The sequence below is a fragment of the Streptomyces sp. NPDC016562 genome, assembly GCF_043076955.1.
Lineage (GTDB): Bacteria > Actinomycetota > Actinomycetes > Streptomycetales > Streptomycetaceae > Streptomyces.
Window position 1 is genome coordinate 367,604 of the sequence record NZ_JBIBRZ010000002.1, and the last position, 16,469, is coordinate 384,072.

14 protein-coding genes and 1 pseudogene (1 of these 15 cut by a window edge) are annotated in these 16,469 nt (G+C 74.0%); 5 read left to right on the forward strand and 10 right to left on the reverse strand.

The genetic code is table 11. The features are described from left to right. Nucleotides 1-161: 161 nt before the first annotated feature. On the forward strand, nucleotides 162-1,337 hold the full coding sequence (locus tag ACF059_RS09535; RefSeq protein WP_392053805.1) for an alpha/beta fold hydrolase: 1,176 nt from the start codon (nucleotides 162-164) through the stop codon (nucleotides 1,335-1,337). A 29-nt stretch (nucleotides 1,338-1,366) separates the two neighbouring features. On the opposite strand, the gene ACF059_RS09540 is transcribed toward ACF059_RS09535, so the two are convergent. The 3 genes from ACF059_RS09540 to ACF059_RS09550 form a co-directional block, all read right to left on the reverse strand. Further along, a complete protein-coding gene (locus ACF059_RS09540; protein ID WP_392053808.1) occupies nucleotides 1,367-2,647 on the reverse strand; it encodes an HRDC domain-containing protein in 1,281 nt (426 codons plus the stop codon). Between the two features lie 122 nt (nucleotides 2,648-2,769). Beyond that, nucleotides 2,770-3,432, reverse strand: coding sequence for a response regulator transcription factor (locus ACF059_RS09545; RefSeq protein ID WP_007267191.1), 663 nt, complete (start codon nucleotides 3,430-3,432; stop codon nucleotides 2,770-2,772). A gap of 233 nt (nucleotides 3,433-3,665) precedes the next feature. Continuing rightward, entirely contained in the window at nucleotides 3,666-4,322 is a 657-nt protein-coding gene (locus tag ACF059_RS09550) for a DUF3000 domain-containing protein (RefSeq protein WP_361940354.1), read from the reverse strand. A gap of 91 nt (nucleotides 4,323-4,413) precedes the next feature. On the opposite strand from ACF059_RS09550, the gene hemE reads away from it, so the two are divergent. Then, nucleotides 4,414-5,478, forward strand: a complete 1,065-nt coding sequence (hemE, locus tag ACF059_RS09555; RefSeq protein ID WP_392053811.1) for a uroporphyrinogen decarboxylase — start codon at nucleotides 4,414-4,416, stop codon at nucleotides 5,476-5,478. A 139-nt stretch (nucleotides 5,479-5,617) separates the two neighbouring features. Here hemE and ACF059_RS09560 read toward each other — a convergent pair whose 3' ends face one another. After that, nucleotides 5,618-7,039 (reverse strand): FAD-dependent oxidoreductase, encoded by a 1,422-nt coding sequence (locus tag ACF059_RS09560; protein ID WP_392053814.1) that lies wholly within the window; start codon nucleotides 7,037-7,039, stop codon nucleotides 5,618-5,620. A gap of 62 nt (nucleotides 7,040-7,101) precedes the next feature. Further along, nucleotides 7,102-8,139: a DUF4349 domain-containing protein gene (locus ACF059_RS09565; RefSeq protein WP_392053817.1), complete on the reverse strand. Its 1,038-nt coding sequence runs from the start codon at nucleotides 8,137-8,139 to the stop codon at nucleotides 7,102-7,104. Nucleotides 8,140-8,277: 138 nt separating this feature from the next. Between ACF059_RS09565 and hemG the strand changes: the two genes are divergently transcribed. Both hemG and hemQ read left to right on the forward strand, forming a co-directional pair. After that, complete coding sequence (gene hemG, locus ACF059_RS09570; protein WP_392053820.1) at nucleotides 8,278-9,756, forward strand: protoporphyrinogen oxidase; 1,479 nt, start codon at nucleotides 8,278-8,280, stop codon at nucleotides 9,754-9,756. A 4-nt stretch (nucleotides 9,757-9,760) separates the two neighbouring features. Then, on the forward strand, nucleotides 9,761-10,474 hold the full coding sequence (hemQ, locus tag ACF059_RS09575) for a hydrogen peroxide-dependent heme synthase (protein WP_030032685.1): 714 nt from the start codon (nucleotides 9,761-9,763) through the stop codon (nucleotides 10,472-10,474). Nucleotides 10,475-10,690: 216 nt separating this feature from the next. Here hemQ and ACF059_RS09580 read toward each other — a convergent pair whose 3' ends face one another. The 3 genes from ACF059_RS09580 to ACF059_RS09590 all read right to left on the reverse strand — a co-directional run bounded on the left by ACF059_RS09580 (nucleotide 10,691) and on the right by ACF059_RS09590 (nucleotide 13,962). Next, nucleotides 10,691-11,734 (reverse strand): TIGR04222 domain-containing membrane protein, encoded by a 1,044-nt coding sequence (locus tag ACF059_RS09580; RefSeq protein WP_392053824.1) that lies wholly within the window; start codon nucleotides 11,732-11,734, stop codon nucleotides 10,691-10,693. Beyond that, on the reverse strand, nucleotides 11,731-13,089 hold the full coding sequence (locus tag ACF059_RS09585) for a DUF692 family multinuclear iron-containing protein (RefSeq protein ID WP_392053827.1): 1,359 nt from the start codon (nucleotides 13,087-13,089) through the stop codon (nucleotides 11,731-11,733). Before ACF059_RS09585 ends, ACF059_RS09580 begins: the two co-directional genes overlap by 4 nt. Before the next feature lie 120 nt (nucleotides 13,090-13,209). Next, entirely contained in the window at nucleotides 13,210-13,962 is a 753-nt protein-coding gene (locus ACF059_RS09590; RefSeq protein WP_392053830.1) for an aminoacyl-tRNA hydrolase, read from the reverse strand. A 71-nt stretch (nucleotides 13,963-14,033) separates the two neighbouring features. Between ACF059_RS09590 and ACF059_RS09595 the strand changes: the two genes are divergently transcribed. Beyond that, on the forward strand, nucleotides 14,034-14,708 hold the full coding sequence (locus ACF059_RS09595; protein ID WP_366864277.1) for an AIM24 family protein: 675 nt from the start codon (nucleotides 14,034-14,036) through the stop codon (nucleotides 14,706-14,708). Between the two features lie 13 nt (nucleotides 14,709-14,721). Here the strand turns inward: ACF059_RS09595 and ACF059_RS09600 are convergent, their stop codons facing one another. Both ACF059_RS09600 and ACF059_RS09605 read right to left on the reverse strand, forming a co-directional pair. Next, nucleotides 14,722-15,711 carry a hypothetical protein gene (locus tag ACF059_RS09600; protein WP_392053833.1) on the reverse strand — a complete coding sequence of 330 codons (990 nt, stop codon included), beginning with the start codon at nucleotides 15,709-15,711 and terminating at the stop codon, nucleotides 14,722-14,724. Continuing rightward, nucleotides 15,708-16,469, reverse strand: a pseudogene (locus tag ACF059_RS09605) (MFS transporter) (it continues 788 nt past the right edge of the window). The gene ACF059_RS09600 and the pseudogene ACF059_RS09605 overlap by 4 nt, the downstream one beginning before the upstream one ends.

Below are 16,469 nucleotides of genomic sequence, written 5' to 3' on the forward strand. Positions count from 1 at the left end.
GCCCCCACCGCGCGCCCGGCCGATCGGAGCGCCAGGGCTCCCCGATCGGGTAGCGCGGGCGGCCGGCACGGTCACGTCCGTGGCATGGGACGTACCGCGGTCCGACGCTGGGCTTGGCCCGGTACACGCCCCGGGCCCGCCGACCGAAAAGGAGTGCCGCGATGCCCGCACCCGTCGTCACCGACCACCACGTGCCCCACGTCTCGACCATCCCCGCGAACAAGGGCGACGTCGTAGAACTCTTCGTCCGCGAGCGCAACGGCACGCCGACCGACGGCCCGCGCCGGCCCGTCCTCATGCTGCACGGCCGGAGCGTCCCGGGCCTGACAGCCTTCGACCTCGCGCACAAGAAGTACAGCTGGGCTGACGAGCTGGCGAAGAAGGACTTCGACGTCTTCGTGATGGAACTCCAGGGATCCGGCCTGTCCACCCGCCCGAAGATGGACGACCCGCGCAACGTCAGCCCGGCGCAGCAGGGCCTCCTCGTCCCCAATCCGAATCCGGCGCTCTATACCGGCGGGCCGAACTACGCGGCGCAGCTGAACAACTCGCAGAGCGACTGGGACGAGGTCGACACGGTCGTCGAGTTCATCCTCGGGATCACCGGCGCCTCGGAGGTCGACCTCATCGGCTACTCCGCGGCCGCCCAGCAGCTCGGGCCGTACGCCATCCAGCACCCCGGCAAGGTGCGCAGCCTCTTCCTGCTGGCGCCGATCTTCCCGCCGAAGGGCAGGCCGAGCGCGCCCGGGACCGATTTCGACGCACCCGTGCCGCTGCCGGTGTCCGCTCCGGCAGCCGCCTTCGGCTATCCGATGACCGTCGGCACGAAAGGCGGCTTCGAAACCGTGTGGGACAGGGACCTGCACTGCCCGGACCAGCGCGAGGACGACATGGTCGACATCGTTTGGAAGGCGGTCATGGACACCGACCCGATCGGCCGCTACTGGGGCGGCCCGGTGGCCGGAGCGCCGGAGGGGCTGAACCGCATCCGGAACTCGTACTGGTGGGGGTGGAACTCCACCACCGTCCCGCTGAACCGGACGCTCGGCGGCACGGTACCCGTCTGCCTCGTGTACGGAGCGTACGACACCATTGTCAACACCTCGCCGGACCTGGGCCTGCTGTACTTCTCGGTGCCCGAGCTCTACAAGGCCATGCCCGGGCCGGACAAGCTGATGTTCCGGATCGCCTGCGCGAGTCACCAGGTGCCCTGGGAGCGCGAGTCGAAGCTGGTGCACACCATGTCCGAGCACTGGCTCAAGCAGGGCAAGGTCGAGGGTGCGACCTCCGGCGCCTTCGACCGGGACGAGGACGGGGTCCTCACTCCTTTGCAGTGAGGACCCCGTACACGTTTCCGGCGCGCGGCTCAGGCGGTCGCCGCCAGGGCGGTCAGCAGGGCCGCCGTCACCTGTTCGACCTGCCACGGGCGGGCGCCGTAGGCGGTCAGGGCCGTCGCCACCGCGTCGGGGTCCAGCCGCTGCGGCGGCTCCCAGCACAGGCGGCGGACCGTGTCCGGGGCGATCAGGTTCTCCTGGGGCAGGTTCAGCCCCTCCGCCAGCGTGGAGACGGCGGCGCGGGCCGCCGACAGCCGGGCCGCGGCCGCCGGGTCCTTGTCCACCCAGGAGCGCGGCGGCGGCGGACCGGCCGGGGTCGCCCCCGGCTGCGGCAGCTCGTTCTCGGGCAGGGCCCTGGCGCGGTCCACGGCGGCCATCCACTGGTCCAGCTGACGCCGGCCCATCCGCTGCCCGTAACCGGGCAGGGCGGAGAGGGACTGCACGTTCGCCGGCAGGGCCAGAGCGGCCTCGACGATCGCGGCGTCGCCCAGCACCTTGCCCGGCGACACGTCCCGCCGCTGCGCGATCCGGTCGCGGGACTCCCACAGCTCCCGTACGACCGCCATCTGCCGGCGCCGGCGCACCTTGTGCATGCCGGACGTACGGCGCCACGGGTCCTTGCGCGGCGGCGCGGGCGGGGCGGAGGCGATGGCGTCGAACTCCTGGTGGGCCCAGTCCAGCTTTCCCTGCCGGTCCAGTTCCTTCTCCAGTGCGTCCCGCAGGTCCACCAGGAGCTCCACGTCCAGGGCGGCGTAGCGCAGCCACGGCTCCGGCAGCGGGCGGGTGGACCAGTCGACGGCGGAGTGCCCCTTCTCCAGCGCGTAGCCCAGCACGCTCTCGACCATCGCGCCGAGCCCGACCCGCGGGAAACCGGCGAGGCGGCCGGCCAGCTCGGTGTCGAACAGGGAGGTGGGCACCATGCCTATTTCCCGCAGGCACGGCAGGTCCTGGGTGGCGGCGTGCAGGATCCACTCCGTACCGGACAGGGCCTCGCCCAGGGTGGACAGATCGGGGCAGCCCACCGGGTCGATCAGCGCGGACCCCGCACCCTCGCGGCGCAGCTGCACCAGGTAGGCGCGCTGGCCGTAGCGGTATCCGGAGGCCCGCTCGGCGTCGACGGCGACGGGGCCGGTGCCCGCGGCGAACGCCGCGACCACTCGGGCGAGGGCGTCGGCGTCGGCGACCACGGGAGGGATCCCCTCGCGGGGTTCCAGCAGGGGAATCGGCCCATCGGACGATCTGACGACTTCGTCCGGGGGGCCGCCCCCGGTGGTGGTGCGCAGGTCTGCTGCGGTCTCTTGGGCGTCGGTCACCGGTCAAGGGTATCCGTGGATACGCCGCACCCGTCGCCGGAACGTTCCGTCGACGGGCGCGATCGGTATGCCGGGAGCCGCGCGGGGGACCCGGACGGTTATCCGGGGCGGCCGGCCCGCGCTCAGTGGATGATCCCGGTGCGCAGCGCCACGGCGACCATTCCGGCGCGGTCACCGGTGCCCAGCTTGCGGGCGATGCGGGCGAGGTGGGACTTGACGGTCAGGGCGGACAGGCCCATCGAGACGCCGATGGCCTTGTTGGACTGGCCCTCCGCGACGAGGCGCAGGACCTCGACCTCGCGGCCGGAGAGCTCTCGGTAGCCGCCCGGGTGGCTCGGGGCACCCGGGGGGCGGCGGTGCATACGGGCGGCGGCGGCGCCGATGGGGGCGGCGCCGGGCCGGGTGGGGAGACCGATGTTGGTGCGCGTACCGGTGACGACGTAGCCCTTGACTCCGCCCGCGAGGGCGTTGCGTACGGCGCCGATGTCGTCGGCCGCGGACAGGGCCAGGCCGTTGGGCCAGCCGGCGGCGCGGGTCTCGGAGAGCAGGGTCAGGCCGGAGCCGTCGGGCAGGTGTACGTCGGCCACGCAGATGTCGCGCGGGCTGCCGACGCGGGGGCGGGCCTCCGCGATGGACGACGCCTCGATCACGTCACGTACTCCGAGGGCCCACAGATGGCGGGTCACGGTGGAGCGGACGCGCGGGTCGGCCACGACGACCATGGCCGTCGGCTTGTTCGGGCGGTAGGCGACCAGGCTTGCGGGCTGCTCGAGAAGAACGGACACCTAGGCCTCCTGGGGGAGTGGCGGGACGGCCGGCTCGGGGAAGGAAGCCGGTGCGAACCGTGCGGATGGTCACTGACTCCTTCGGCACGTCACCCGCTCGGCTTTAGGGAATGATCACGATTTGGTGAGTAACAATTCGGGCAATTCGGACGCACGATCGATCATAGGGTGATCAGAAGCCCGCACCGGACGCCGTCTTGCGACAGCCCGGCGCGCAAAGGCGGGGCGGGGGCCTACTTGTGGTGCGGACCGCGACGCTGCGGCAGGCAGACCACGCCCGTGACGGAGTCCGTCGGGCCCACGGGCGGCAGCCCGGCGATCTGGCACAGCAGTTCGCACCACGCCGACAGGTGCGCCGAGGTGTCCGGCACCCCGCCCACTCCCTCGCGCGGCGTCCACGAGGCTCTGATCTCGATCTGCGTCGCGGGACGCCGCTCCGCGAGCCCGCCGAAGTAGTGCGAGCTCGCCATGGTCACGGTGCCGCTCGCCTCCCCGTACGTCAGCCCGCGCGCGTCCAGCGCCCCCGTCAGCCAGGACCAGCAGACCTCCGGCAGGAGCGGGTCCGCGGCCATCTCCGGTTCCAGCTCGGCCCGTACGAGCGTCACCAGGCGGAAGGTCCCGTGCCAGGCGTCGTGCCCGGCCGGATCGTGGAGCAGGATGAGCCGGCCGTCGGCCAGGTCGTCCTCGCCGTCCACGACGGCGGCCTCCAGGGCGTAGGCGTGCGGGGCCAGTCTCTGGGGCGGCTTCGTGGGGTCGATCTCGATCCCCGCACGCAGCCGAGCCTTCTTCAAGCCGTCGACCGCCCGCCGGAACGGGAGGGGGACGGAGCTCTCCTCCGCGCTGTCCATACCGTCAGCGCCATCTGAAAATCGTCCCTGAGCCGCAGCCATGCCGGGAAGACTAGGCGGAACGAGCGCCCGTACGGCGCAGGGACACCCGCGCCTTGCCGGGCACTTCTTCATACGTGCGAAGATTTGGACCGTGAGCGCCAACGAGACCCCCCAGGGCCAGCCGAGTCAGACGTACGATTCCGCCTTCCTGAAGGCGTGCCGGCGCGAGCCGGTGCCGCACACCCCGGTGTGGTTCATGCGGCAGGCGGGGCGCTCGCTCCCGGAGTACCGGAAACTGCGCGAGGGCACCCAGATGCTGGAGTCCTGCATGCGCCCCGACCTGGTCACCGAGATCACCATGCAGCCGGTGCGGCGCCACAACGTGGACGCGGCGATCTTCTTCTCCGACATCGTGGTCCCGCTGAAGGCCATCGGCGTCGACCTGGACATCAAGCCGGGCATCGGCCCGGTCGTGGCGCAGCCGATCCGCCGCCGCGAGGACCTCGCACAGCTGCGCGACCTCACCCCTGAGGACGTCTCGTACGTCACCGAGGCGATCGGCATGCTCACGGGTGAACTGGGCTCCACTCCGTTGATCGGATTCGCGGGTGCGCCGTTCACCCTCGCGAGTTACCTGGTCGAGGGCGGCCCCTCGAAGAACCACGAGCACACCAAGGCCCTCATGTACGGGGACCCGCAGCTGTGGGCCGACCTGCTGGACCGCCTCGCGGAGATCACCTCCGCCTTCCTGAAGGTCCAGATCGAGGCCGGCGCGTCCGCCATCCAGCTCTTCGACTCCTGGGTCGGCGCGCTCGCCCCGGCGGATTACCGCCGCTCGGTCATGCCCGCCTCGGCGAAGGTCCTGCAGTCCGTCGCCTCCTACGGGGTCCCCCGGATCCACTTCGGCGTGGGTACGGGCGAACTCCTCGGCCTGATGGGCGAGGCCGGCGCGGACGTCGTGGGCGTCGACTACCGGGTCTCGCTCGACGAGGCGGCCCGGCGGGTCGGCCCGGGCAAGGCGCTCCAGGGCAACCTGGACCCGGCCGTGCTCTTCTCGACCCCCGAGGCGGTCCAGGCCAAGACGGCCGAGGTCCTCGCGGCGGCGGAGGGCCTGGAGGGCCACATCTTCAACCTCGGCCACGGCGTCCTGCCGACGACGGACCCGGACGCCCTGACCCGCCTGGTGGAGGACGTCCACACCCGTACGCAGCGCTAGCCGTTCGGGGCCGGGCCGCTGCGCGGAGCTCTCCCCGCCCCGCCCTTCCACCGTTCTCCGGGGCTCCGCCCCAGACCCCACGCCTCGAACGCCGGCGGGGCTGGAAAATCCAGCCCGCGCGGCGTTTGAGCGCACCGGTTCACGCCCCCGCCGCGCGGACGGCCGTCACCGCCTTGCGGGCCGCTACGAGGACCGGGTCCCACACGGGGGAGAACGGCGGGGCGTAGCCCAGGTCCAGGCTGACCACCTGCTCCACGGTCATCCCCGCCGTCAGGGCGACGGCCGCGACGTCGACCCGCTTCGCGGAGCCCGGGCCGCCGACGATCTGAAGGCCCAGCAGCCGGCCCGTGCGCTGCTCCGCGAGCATCTTCACCGTCATCTGCGCCGCGCCCGGGTAGTAGCCCGCCGTGTTGGTGGAGCTGATCGTGGCCGTCACGAAGCGCAGGCCCGCCTCCCGGGCGTCCCGCTCGCGCAGACCCGTCCGGGCGATCTCCAGGTCGCAGACCTTGCTCACCGCCGTACCCACGACGCCCGGGAACGTCGCGTAGCCGCCGGCCACGCCCGAGCCGATGACCTGCCCGTGCTTGTTGGCGTGCGTGCCCAGCGGGATGTGCCGGGTGCGGCCCGCGATCAGGTCCATGACCTCCACGCAGTCACCGCCCGCCCAGATGTCCTCGTGGCCCCGCACGCGCATCGACAGGTCCGTGAGGATGCCGCCCGACGGCCCGAGCGGCAGGCCCGCCGCGCGGGCCAGCGCGGTGCGGGGCTCGACCCCGATGCCGAGCACGACCACGTCCGCCTCGTACTCCTCGCCCGTCTCCGTGACGACCGCGCGGGCCCGGCCGTGGTCGTCGGTGAGGATCTTCGTGACCTCGGCCCGGCCGACCGTACGGATCCCCATGCCGTTCATCGCGCTGTGCACGAGGCCGCCCATGTCCGGGTCCAGCGTGGCCATCGGCTGCTCGCCCCGGTACAGGACGGTGACCTCGTAGTCCCGCCCGATCAGCGCCTCGGCCATCTCCACGCCGATGTAGCCGGCGCCGACCACGACCGCCCGGCGCCGCCCGGTGCGCTCCCGCGCCTCCTCCCGGTCCAGCGTGGTCATCAGGCGCTGGCCGTCGTCCAGGGTCTGGACGCCGTGGACCCCGTGCGCGCCGATGCCGGGCAGGCGGGGGCGGACCGGGCGGGCGCCCGTCGCCAGGACCAGCTTGTCGTAATGCGTCCAGGATTCGGATCCGCTGTCCAGGTCCCGGGCGCGCACCCGGGATCCGGCCGGATCGAGCTCCACGACCTCCGTGCGGGTGCGCAGGTCGATGTGGCGGGCGCGGTGCTCCTCGGGGCTGCGGGCGATCAGGTCGTCGCGCTCGCCGACCAGGCCGCCGATCCAGTACGGGATCCCGCACGCGGAGTAGGAGGTGAAGTGGCCGCGCTCGAAGGCGACGATCTCCAGCTCCGCCGGCCCCTTGAGCCTGCGGGCCTGGGACGCGGCGGACATCCCCGCCGCGTCCCCGCCGACCACCACCAGCCGTTCCGTCGCCTTCGTCGTGACCGTCGCCGTCATCGCCGCACCGCCCCTTCGCCGCCGTCCATCGGATGACGAACACGCTACGTGCGAACGCGCGTTCAGTCCTGGATCTGCTCCCCGGTGTCCGAGGTCCGCGCCGCTCGGGCCGCCGGTACGGGGGCCGCGGCCGCCTTCGGGGCCTTGCCCGCCACCGGGAGCGCGCCCGCCTTCGGGGCCGCCGGGCGGAACCTGCGGTACAGCCGGAACCCCAGGCCCAGCAGTGCGGCCGTCAGTGCGAACGGCAGCAGCGCGCCCACCGCCACCACCAGGTAGCGCACGAGCGTCGTGAAGACCTCCCAGCCGCCGTGCAGGGCGCCGAGGAAGGTGGGCTCCTTCTCCTCCTCCTTCGCCACCGGCTTCGGGGCCGGCTCGGAGACCTCCAACGTGATCGTGCCCATCGAGGTCCGGTCCTTGAGCGCCGACTGCTGCGCCAGCAGCGATTCCAGGTCGGACTGGCGCCGGCTCAGCTCGCTCTCCAGCATCACCACCTCGCTCAGCGCCGAGGCCTTGCCCATCATCTCCCGCACCCGCTCCACGCTGGCCTGCTGCGAGGCGACCCGGCTGCCGATGTCGGCGACCTTCTCGGTGACGTCCTGCGCGTCGACCTTGCGGTGCAGGAGCTTGCCGTTGCCCTCCATCGCCGTGAGGACGGAGTCGTAGCGGTCGGCGGGGACCCGCAGGGTCAGCGTGGAGGTCATCCGGCCCTCCTCGCCGCGTTTGGTGGACTCGTTGCCGACGTAGCCGCCCGCCCCGTCGGCCGCCGTGCGGGCCGCCGCGAGGGTCTTCTGCACGTCGGTCGTCTCGATGCCGAGCGTCGCCGTACGGATGACGTTCGGGCGGACCACGGCCGCGGGCGGCTGCCCGTTCTTGTCTGCGGGCGCGGGGGCCGCCGCGCCCGCCCCCGGCTTGCCCTGCGCGGCGTCGCCCGGGGCGGCGCCGTTCTGGGCCCCGCCCTCCTGCGGCGCGACCACCGCCTTGTCGCCGGAGGCGGACCGGCCCCCGTCCGCGTCCGAGCCGCAGCCGGTGAGTGCGAGCGCACCCGTCAGGGAGAGGGCGGTCAGGGCCGCCGCGGATCGGTGTCCGAGCAGTGCACGCATCGTGTAAACCCCCGAAGGTCGGCTGGTGTTGCCGTTTCGACGCCGCCCGTCCCCTCGCGGGTTTCGCTTCCCCGGTCCCGGCCCGGTCCCGATGCGGTCACGTTCCGGCCTCGGAGATCGGTCTGAGACGATGTGTCCATGCACGAAGCGGACATGCGTACGGATCGACCGGGCCGGGGCCGGCACGTCGTCGTCATCGGCGGCGGCATCGCGGGCCTCGCGGCCGCCCACCGGCTGCTCGCCGAAGGCGTCCGCGTGACGCTGCTGGAGGCCGGACCGCGCCTCGGCGGCAAGCTGTACGCCGGTGAGCTCGCCGGGGCCCGGGTCGACCTGGGCGCCGAATCCATGCTCGCCCGCCGCCCGGAAGCCGTGGCCCTGGCCAAGGCCGTGGGCCTCGGCGACGCGCTGCAGCCGCCCGCCACCGCCACCGCGCACCTGTGGACCCGCGGCGCCCTGCGGCCGATGCCGCGCGGGCACGTCATGGGGGTCCCCGGGGACCTGGCGCCGCTCGCCGCCTCCGGGGTGCTCTCCCCGGAGGGCCTGGCCCGCATCGAGGCCGAGCGCGAACTGCCGCCCACCGAGATCGGCGAGGACGTCGCGGTCGGTGAGTACGTCGCCGCCCGCCTCGGCCGCGAGGTCGTCGACCGGCTCGTGGAACCGCTCCTCGGCGGGGTCTACGCGGGCGACGCCTACCGCATCTCCATGCGGGCCGCCGTGCCCCAGCTGTTCGAGGCCGCCCGCACGCACGCGCTGCTGGGCGACGGCGTGCGGGAGCTCCAGCGCCGGGCCGAGGCGCAGCCCCAGCAGGCCGGTCCGGTCTTCGCCGGCCTCGACGGCGGCATCGGACGGCTCCCGCTCGCGGTGGCCGAGGCCTGCCGCTCGGCCGGAGCGCGCCTCGTCACGGGCGCCCCCGTCCGCGAGGTCCTTCGTACGGCTGAAGGCTGGCGGATCGTGGCCGACGGCGAAGTCGTCGACGCCGACGGCGTCGTCCTGGCCACCCCGGCCGGGCCGGCCGCCCGGCTGCTCGACGCCCTCGCGCCCGCCGCCGCGGCCGAACTGCGCGGCGTCGCGTACGCCTCCATGGCGCTGATCACGATGGCCTTCCGCCGCCGGGACCTGCCGGCCGCCGTCCGAGAGGGCGGCGCCAGCGGCTTCCTCGTACCGCCCGTGGACGGCCGGACGATCAAGGCGTCCACCTTCTCCAGCAACAAGTGGGCCTGGGCGGGGGCGGATCCGGAGCTCTTCCTGCTGCGCACCTCCGTGGGCCGGTACGCCGACGAGGCGGACCTGCGACGCGAGGACGGCGAGCTCGTCGACATCTCCCTCGCCGATCTCGGCGAGGCCGTCGGCCTCGCGGCCCGGCCGGTCGCCTCCACCGTCACCCGCTGGGACGGCGGGCTGCCCCAGTACCCCGTCGGGCACCTCGGCCGGGTGGCCCGGATCCGGGGCGCCGTCGCCGCGCTGCCGGGCCTCGCCGTGTGCGGTGCGCTCTACGACGGGGTGGGCATCCCGGCATGCATCGCGAGCGCCGGCAAGGCCGTGGACGCGGTGATCGGCGGGCTCGGTGCGCAGATGGCACCCCTGGCACAGACCACTGATCAGGGCACGGGACAATAGGAACATGACTGCACCAGAGAAGATTCCCAACGCGGGGAAGAAGGCGAAGGACCTCAACGAGGTCATCCGCTACACCCTGTGGTCCGTCTTCAAGCTGAAGGACGTCCTGCCCGAGGACCGCGCCGGTTTCGCCGACGAGGTCCAGGAGCTGTTCGACCAGCTGGCCGCCAAGGACATCACCGTCCGCGGCACCTATGACGTCTCCGGCCTGCGCGCCGACGCCGACATCATGATCTGGTGGCACGCCGAGACGGCGGACGAGCTGCAGACCGCCTACAACCTGTTCCGCCGCACCAAGCTGGGCCGCGCGATGGAGCCGGTGTGGTCGAACATGGCCCTGCACCGCCCGGCCGAGTTCAACAAGTCGCACATCCCGGCCTTCCTGGCCGACGAGGTCGCGCGCGACTACGTCAGCGTGTACCCCTTCGTCCGCAGCTACGACTGGTACCTGCTGCCCGACGAGGACCGCCGCCGCATGCTCGCCGACCACGGCAAGATGGCCCGCGGCTACCCCGACGTGCGCGCCAACACCGTCGCCTCCTTCTCGCTGGGCGATTATGAGTGGCTGCTGGCCTTCGAGGCGGACGAGCTGTACCGCATCGTCGACCTGATGCGTCACCTGCGGGCCTCCGAGGCCCGTATGCACGTGCGTGAAGAGGTGCCCTTCTACACCGGGCGCCGCAAGTCCGTCGCCGATCTGGTGGCCGGGCTCGCCTGATACCTCCCCTGGGGGGAAGGACCGGAGGAAGACCACACCGTCAGGTGACCCCCTCCGGTGGATCGGGAGGCCCTGCCCCCGAAACGACGCAGCCGGAGATCCCGCCCGGAAGTTCAGACGACTGGCGGCAGCAGCGCCCTGCGGGCGCCTGCTGCCCGGTCGTCCAGCGACACCGGTGCGGGCTCCGGATGCGGCGCCCACAGGACGGTCCACTCGTCACGAGCTGGACGAACTGCCGCAGCTCGAACTGCTGCTGCCACAGCTGGAGCTACTGCTTCCACAGCTGGAGCTACTGCCTCCGCAGCTGGAACCGCCGCCTCCGCAGCTGCTCCCGGAAGAACCGCAGCCGGAGCCGCCCGAGCCGCAGCCGGAGCCCGAGGAGCATCCGCCTCCCGAGGATCCGCAGGCGGCACCGCCGCCCCCGTCGCCCGCCGCGCACCAGACCACCGCCGCCACCTCGGCGCCCGAGGAGTGGGACCGGTGGCGGGACCGGGACTGGGCCGCGGCCAGCCGCGTACTGCGTGCGGCGGGCACCAGCAGCTGGCGCAGGTACGGGTCCCGCAGGCCCCGGAGCCCGAACAGCGCGGTCTGCACGTGCGGGGTCCCGTCGTTCATGTACTGGGCGCGCATCGCGAGCAGCGCCCGCTGTCCGGCCGGCGTGACCCGGCTGCGGGCCTTGGCCGCGCAGACGGCGCCCACCACGATCCCGCCCAGCAGGGGGAACAGCACCTTCAGGATGAACGGCACGTGGTAGCCGGGATCCAGGCCGTACTCCACGGCGGTCAGCACCAGGGACACCGGCAGCAGGACCGCGCACACGACGAGCTGGACCAGCCCCCAGCGCCGCCAGGTCCGCCCGGCGCCGGGCGGGCAGACCAGCCCGCGCGCGGCCACGGCGTCGCCGACCTCCTGGACGGCCGGGTCGAGCATGGCGGCGTAGCGCACCTGGTACAGCCACCCCGAGCGGCCCTCGCGGTGGGCGTGGAGGACGGCGCGCTCGACGGGGTCGAAGGCCCGCGCCCCGGGCCGTACCTCGACGATGCCCGGGCCGCCGACCGTCAGCCGGCCGTCGCCGAGCATCGAGACCAGCGCGGCGTCCACCACGGTGCCGGGGCCGCCCACCACGAAGGCGGCCTCGGTCAGGTCGTGGAAGCGGGACGACGGTCCGTGCGACGGGGGCCGCGAGCGCCGCAGCCCGCGCAGCAGGAGGACGCTGGAGACGATGACGGCGGTCCAGATCACGAGGGCGAGGACGTTCATGCCGCCCTCCCCGTGAGCGCCCGGGCCCAGCGCACGATCCGGCGGGGCGGTGTGGCCCCGGACCGGTCGCGCCACCAGGCGGTGAGACGGCGACGGGCGGCCGGGTCGGCCGGCAGGTCGCGGACCAGCAGGTGTTCGGCGAAGTCCAGCGCGTCCCGGCGGTAGCCGGCGGTCATGGGGCGGCCCTTGGCGTAGCCGAGGAAGGCCTCGCGGTACGGGTCCCGGCCGCCCAGGATCACGGGCAGTTCCGGAGCCAGCCTGGCCACCACGTCGGCCCGCTTGGCGGCGAGCGCCCGGGCCTGCACCCGGATCCGCGGGCGATCGAAGCCCTCGGGCACGGGGGTCCCGGCCACCAGGGCCGACAGCAGCGCGGCCTGCCCGAGCGCCACCCGGGTCCGGGCGGCCTCGGTGGCGCCGTGGGCCTCCGGGCCGGCGTCGGGCTCGACCGCCGCCGGGTGCGCGGCGGCCTGCGGCCCGGCGTCGGGCGCGCCCGTGCCGCCGGACCTCGTCGCGTCGCCCGCCGTCACCACCGCCCGGCCGCCCGCCGTCACCACCGCCCGGATCGCCTCCAGTTCCGCCGCGAGCTCCGCCTCCGGCGGGAAGTCGTCGTCCCGCTCCAGGAGGGCCCCCGGCGGGTCCACCCGGGAGCGCAGTGCGGCCAGCAGGTCGAGCACCACCGGCGGTACCGGGTGGGCGTGGGTGTCGTGCCAGACGCCGCCCCGCTCGACACCGCCCGCCACGTGCACGTACGCGAGCGCCTCCAGCGGGATCGCGTCCAGCACGGCGGCCGGGTCCTCGCCCCGGTTGACCCGGTTGGTGTGCAGGTTGGCCACGTCGACGAGCAGCCGGACACCGGTCCGCTCGACCAGCTCCGTGAGGAACTGCCCCTCCGTCAGCTCCTCGTCCGGCCACGAGAACAGCGCCGCGATGTTCTCCAGCGCCAGCGGCACGGGCAGCGCGTCCTGCGCGATCCGTACGTTCTCGCAGAGCACGTCCAGCGCGTCGCGGGTCCGCGGCACCGGCAGCAGGTGCCCGGCCTCCAGCGCCGGCGAGGACGTCCGTACGAAGGCGATGTGCTCGGTGACCAGCGGCGCCCCCAGCGCCACCGCCCGCTCGGCCAGCGCCGCCAGCTTCTGCGGGTCCGGCCGGTCGGCGCCGCCGATGCCCAGCGAGACCCCGTGCGGCACGACGCGCGTGCCGCGCTCCCGCAGCCGCAGCAGGGCCTCGGGCAGGTGGCCCGGGCAGATGTTCTCGGCCACCACCTCGACCCAGTCCAGGCCGGGCAGCCGCTCGACCGCGTCCGCGATCTCCGGCCGCCAGCCGATGCCCACCCCCAGGTGTGCCATGGGCTTCATGTCCCCTCGCCCCCTCTCTCCGCACCGTGTGCCGATGTCATGGCCCCGGCGGAGCCCGGCCAACCGCGGGAGGGGACGTTCAGAGCAACATTTGAGGTTCCCGGCGGCCCCGGGAGTCCGTCAGGGCCGGGTCCGCAGGGCCGGGTGGTCGGCGACCACCGTCGCGCTCCCCGGCGCGATCTCGGTGAAGCCGGCGTCCCGGACCACCGGTAGCCCGCTCCCGCTCAGCTCCGCCCACCGCTCACGCGCGGCCGTCCGTACGGCCAGCCGGAAACCGTCGGCCTGCCACGCCGTCCGCTGCGCCTGCGTCAGCTCCCACCAGGCCAGCTGCGCCGCGTGCCCGGCCTGCGCCATCGCCTTGCCGGCGGACATGTCGAGCGCGGGATTGAGCCACAGCACGGGCAGACCCGGCTCGGTGACCGAGGGGACCGGCTCCGGGTCGTCCAGGTCGGTGCCCGACACCTGGAGCTTGGCCAGCTCCTTGGGCCAGCCGTCCAGCGGCACGGGCGGGAAGACCCGCACCTCGGCGCCGGCGCCGTGCACGGTGACCCCCGGCAGGGTCTGCGTCTTGCGCCACTCCGCGCCGCGCGCCCGCCGGACCACCTTGCGGATGCGGGCGTCCTGCCAGTCGCGGACCGCGCCGGCCCATTCGCCGTCGCCCTGCGCCCGCTCGTCGGTGAGCAGGATCAGGACCGCGCGGGCCGCCGTCTCCAGGGCGTCCGTCCGGGCGGGCGGCTCGGTCTTCTCGATCCGCACCACCAGCGGCAGGACGAACTGCGGGGCCTCGTCGCGCAGGGCGTGCTCCTGCCGGAACGGGCTGTCCGCGCCGACCGCGGGAACGTCGGAGGCGGGGTGCGTGTGCTGGCTGCTCATCCCGCCAAGGATGCCAGGGTCCGCCTTGAGGATGACGCCCCGGGGGCCCGCCCCGCGCGAAGATCGGAACCATGAAGAGTGATCTTTTCGCGTCCGAGAACCTGGCCCAGGCGGCCGTCGCCCCCGGCATGACCCTCCAGAACGCCAAGTCGGTGAAGTACGCCGTCAACGGCGAGATGCTGGCCCGCCAGGGTTCGATGGTGGCCTTCCGCGGCAACCTCCAGTTCGAGCGCAAGGGCCAGGGCATCGGCGGCATGCTCAAGCGCGCCGTCACGGGCGAGGGCCTGGCGCTCATGTCCGTACGCGGCCAGGGCGAGGCCTGGTTCGCCCACCAGGCGGGCAACTGCTTCATCATCGACTTCGAGCCGGGCGACTCGCTGACCATCAACGGCCGCAACGTGCTCTGCTTCGACCCGAGCCTGTCCTACGAGATCAAGATGGTGAAGGGCGCCGGCATGACCGGCGGCGGCCTCTTCAACAGCGTCTTCACCGGCACCGGCAAGCTCGCCGTGGTCTGCGACGGCAACCCGATCATCATCCCGGTCACCGCGCAGGCCCCGGTCTTCGTCGACACGGACGCGGTCGTCGGCTGGAGCGCACAGCTGGAGACGGGCCTGCACCGCTCCCAGTCGGTCGGCTCGATGATCCGCGGCGGCTCCGGCGAGGCCGTCCAGCTGAAGCTGAGCGGCGAGGGCTTCGTCATCGTCCGCCCGAGCGAGGTCGTGGAGACGACGCCGGCGCACTGAACCGGCAGCCCGCTCACGGGACGTTCGCCGGTGAGGAGCCCCCCGCCACGACGAGGCGGGGGGCTCCCGTGCCGTCCGCCGGGACCGACCAGACGTCGCTCGCGCGGCCGTCGCGGCCCGGGAGGGCGTAGCCGAGGGTCGCGGAGTCCAGCCAGGCTGCCTGGTCGTCGACGCTCTGCAGCTCGGCCACGGGGTGTTCGCGCATCGTCGCCAGGTCGAGGACGTGGAGCCGCCAGGGGGAGCGGGGGTCGTCCGAGACCTTCTTCTTGAAGGCGACGCGGGTGTCGTCCGGGGACAGCGAGGGGCATTCGGCGTTCTCGCGCAGCGCCTTCGCCGACCAGGCGCGCAGGTCGCCCTCGACGAGGTGGGTGCGGCCCCCGGTGGAGACGGTGGCGTAGAAGCGGTTGTCGTCGCGGGCGAAGGTCACGCCCCAGTAGTTGACGTCGGAGTCGTGGTGGCGGGCTCCGTCCAGGGTCAGCGGGATCTGTTCGATCGACTTGACCAGATAGCCGGTGCGCAGGTCCAGGATCGCGGTCCGGGTCGAGAACGCGGTGGTGGCGTAGGAGTCGCCGGTCGTGAAGGTCGTCCAGGACAGGACCTGCCCCGAGGCGGAGACGCGGGCCCGGTTGGGGATGCCCGGTACGGTCACCCGGCGGACCTCCCGCAAGTGCCGGTCGAGTACGAGGGCCTCGGTGCGGGCCGGGACGCCGGGCAGCTTGCGCAGGCACAGGGCGTGCTCCCCGGCGGTGTGGAAGCGGTCGCAGGAGGGACCGCCCGGCACGCGCGGCCCCTGCTCCCCGGACTGGCGGGCTACCCGTCCCGTGGCCGGGTCCTGGAAGTAGAGGCCCGGTTCTTCGAGGCTGAACGAGGCGTCGGCCGCGGCCGGCCCCGGCGGCCGTTCGCGGTGCCGCGCGTGCAGGACGTAGCCCAGGGAGCCGCCCGCGAGGAGCAGCACGGCGGTGAGGACGAGGGCGAGCCGCAGCGGCCGCGATCTGAGGTTCACGACGACTCCGTGGGGGATGCGGGGGCGGGTGTGCGGGCGGGCGCGGCCGGGGCGCTGAGGGCGGGCAGGACGCGCCGGGCGGCCGCGAGCGCCCCGGCCAGCGCGAGGACCGCCACCCCCAGCGCGGGCCGCGGGCCCCAGAGGGTCCACGCCGCCCCGAAGCCGGCCGCGCCGAGGAGGCGGGCCAGTGCCTGGCCGGTCTGCAGCAGCGCGAGGCCGCCCGCCCGGCCGTGCGCGGGCAGTACGGGCGCGGCCAGCGCCATCAGGACGCCGTCGGTGGCGGCGTAGAAGACCCCCAGCAGGGCCAGGACGCCCACGAGGCTCGGCCAGGAGACCGGCGCGAGCAGGACCGCGTACGCGCCGAGCAGGGCGAGGTGGCCGCACAGGAAGGCCGTGCGCCGCCCGGTGCGGTCGGCGATCCGGCCCAGGGGGACGGCGAGCAGCAGGTAGACGGCGGCGGCGCCGAGCGGCAGCAGCGTGAACAGGACGGGGGGCATGTCCAGGGCGCGCAGGAGCAGCAGGTAGACGAAGGCGTCGCCGATGGTGGTGGCGCCGAGCAGGGCCGCGGCGTACAGGACGCGGCGGAAGGCGGGGTCGCGCAGCGCCGCGAACGCCGGGCCGGGGGCGGGGGCGGGGGCGGGGGTGGCCGCGCGCCCGGGCGCACCCGGCGCCCCCCGGCCGGACACCACCCGCAGCACCACCCCCCCCACGCCCGCCCCGTCACGGCCCGCGCCCAACCCGGCGTAGGGGGCGGCCCG

Bases quoted from the DNA above. Each gene is read 5' to 3' on its own strand.
- ACF059_RS09565 (WP_392053817.1), bottom strand. From the start codon at position 8,139: ATGCGTGCACTGCTCGGACACCGATCCGCGGCGGCCCTGACCGCCCTC.
- ACF059_RS09535 (WP_392053805.1), top strand. From the start codon at position 162: ATGCCCGCACCCGTCGTCACCGACCACCACGTGCCCCACGTCTCGACC.
- hemQ (WP_030032685.1), top strand. From the start codon at position 9,761: ATGACTGCACCAGAGAAGATTCCCAACGCGGGGAAGAAGGCGAAGGAC.
- hemG (WP_392053820.1), top strand. From the start codon at position 8,278: ATGCACGAAGCGGACATGCGTACGGATCGACCGGGCCGGGGCCGGCAC.
- ACF059_RS09590 (WP_392053830.1), bottom strand. From the start codon at position 13,962: ATGAGCAGCCAGCACACGCACCCCGCCTCCGACGTTCCCGCGGTCGGC.
- ACF059_RS09595 (WP_366864277.1), top strand. From the start codon at position 14,034: ATGAAGAGTGATCTTTTCGCGTCCGAGAACCTGGCCCAGGCGGCCGTC.
- ACF059_RS09550 (WP_361940354.1), bottom strand. From the start codon at position 4,322: ATGGCTGCGGCTCAGGGACGATTTTCAGATGGCGCTGACGGTATGGAC.
- ACF059_RS09560 (WP_392053814.1), bottom strand. From the start codon at position 7,039: ATGACGGCGACGGTCACGACGAAGGCGACGGAACGGCTGGTGGTGGTC.
- ACF059_RS09585 (WP_392053827.1), bottom strand. From the start codon at position 13,089: ATGAAGCCCATGGCACACCTGGGGGTGGGCATCGGCTGGCGGCCGGAG.
- ACF059_RS09580 (WP_392053824.1), bottom strand. From the start codon at position 11,734: ATGAACGTCCTCGCCCTCGTGATCTGGACCGCCGTCATCGTCTCCAGC.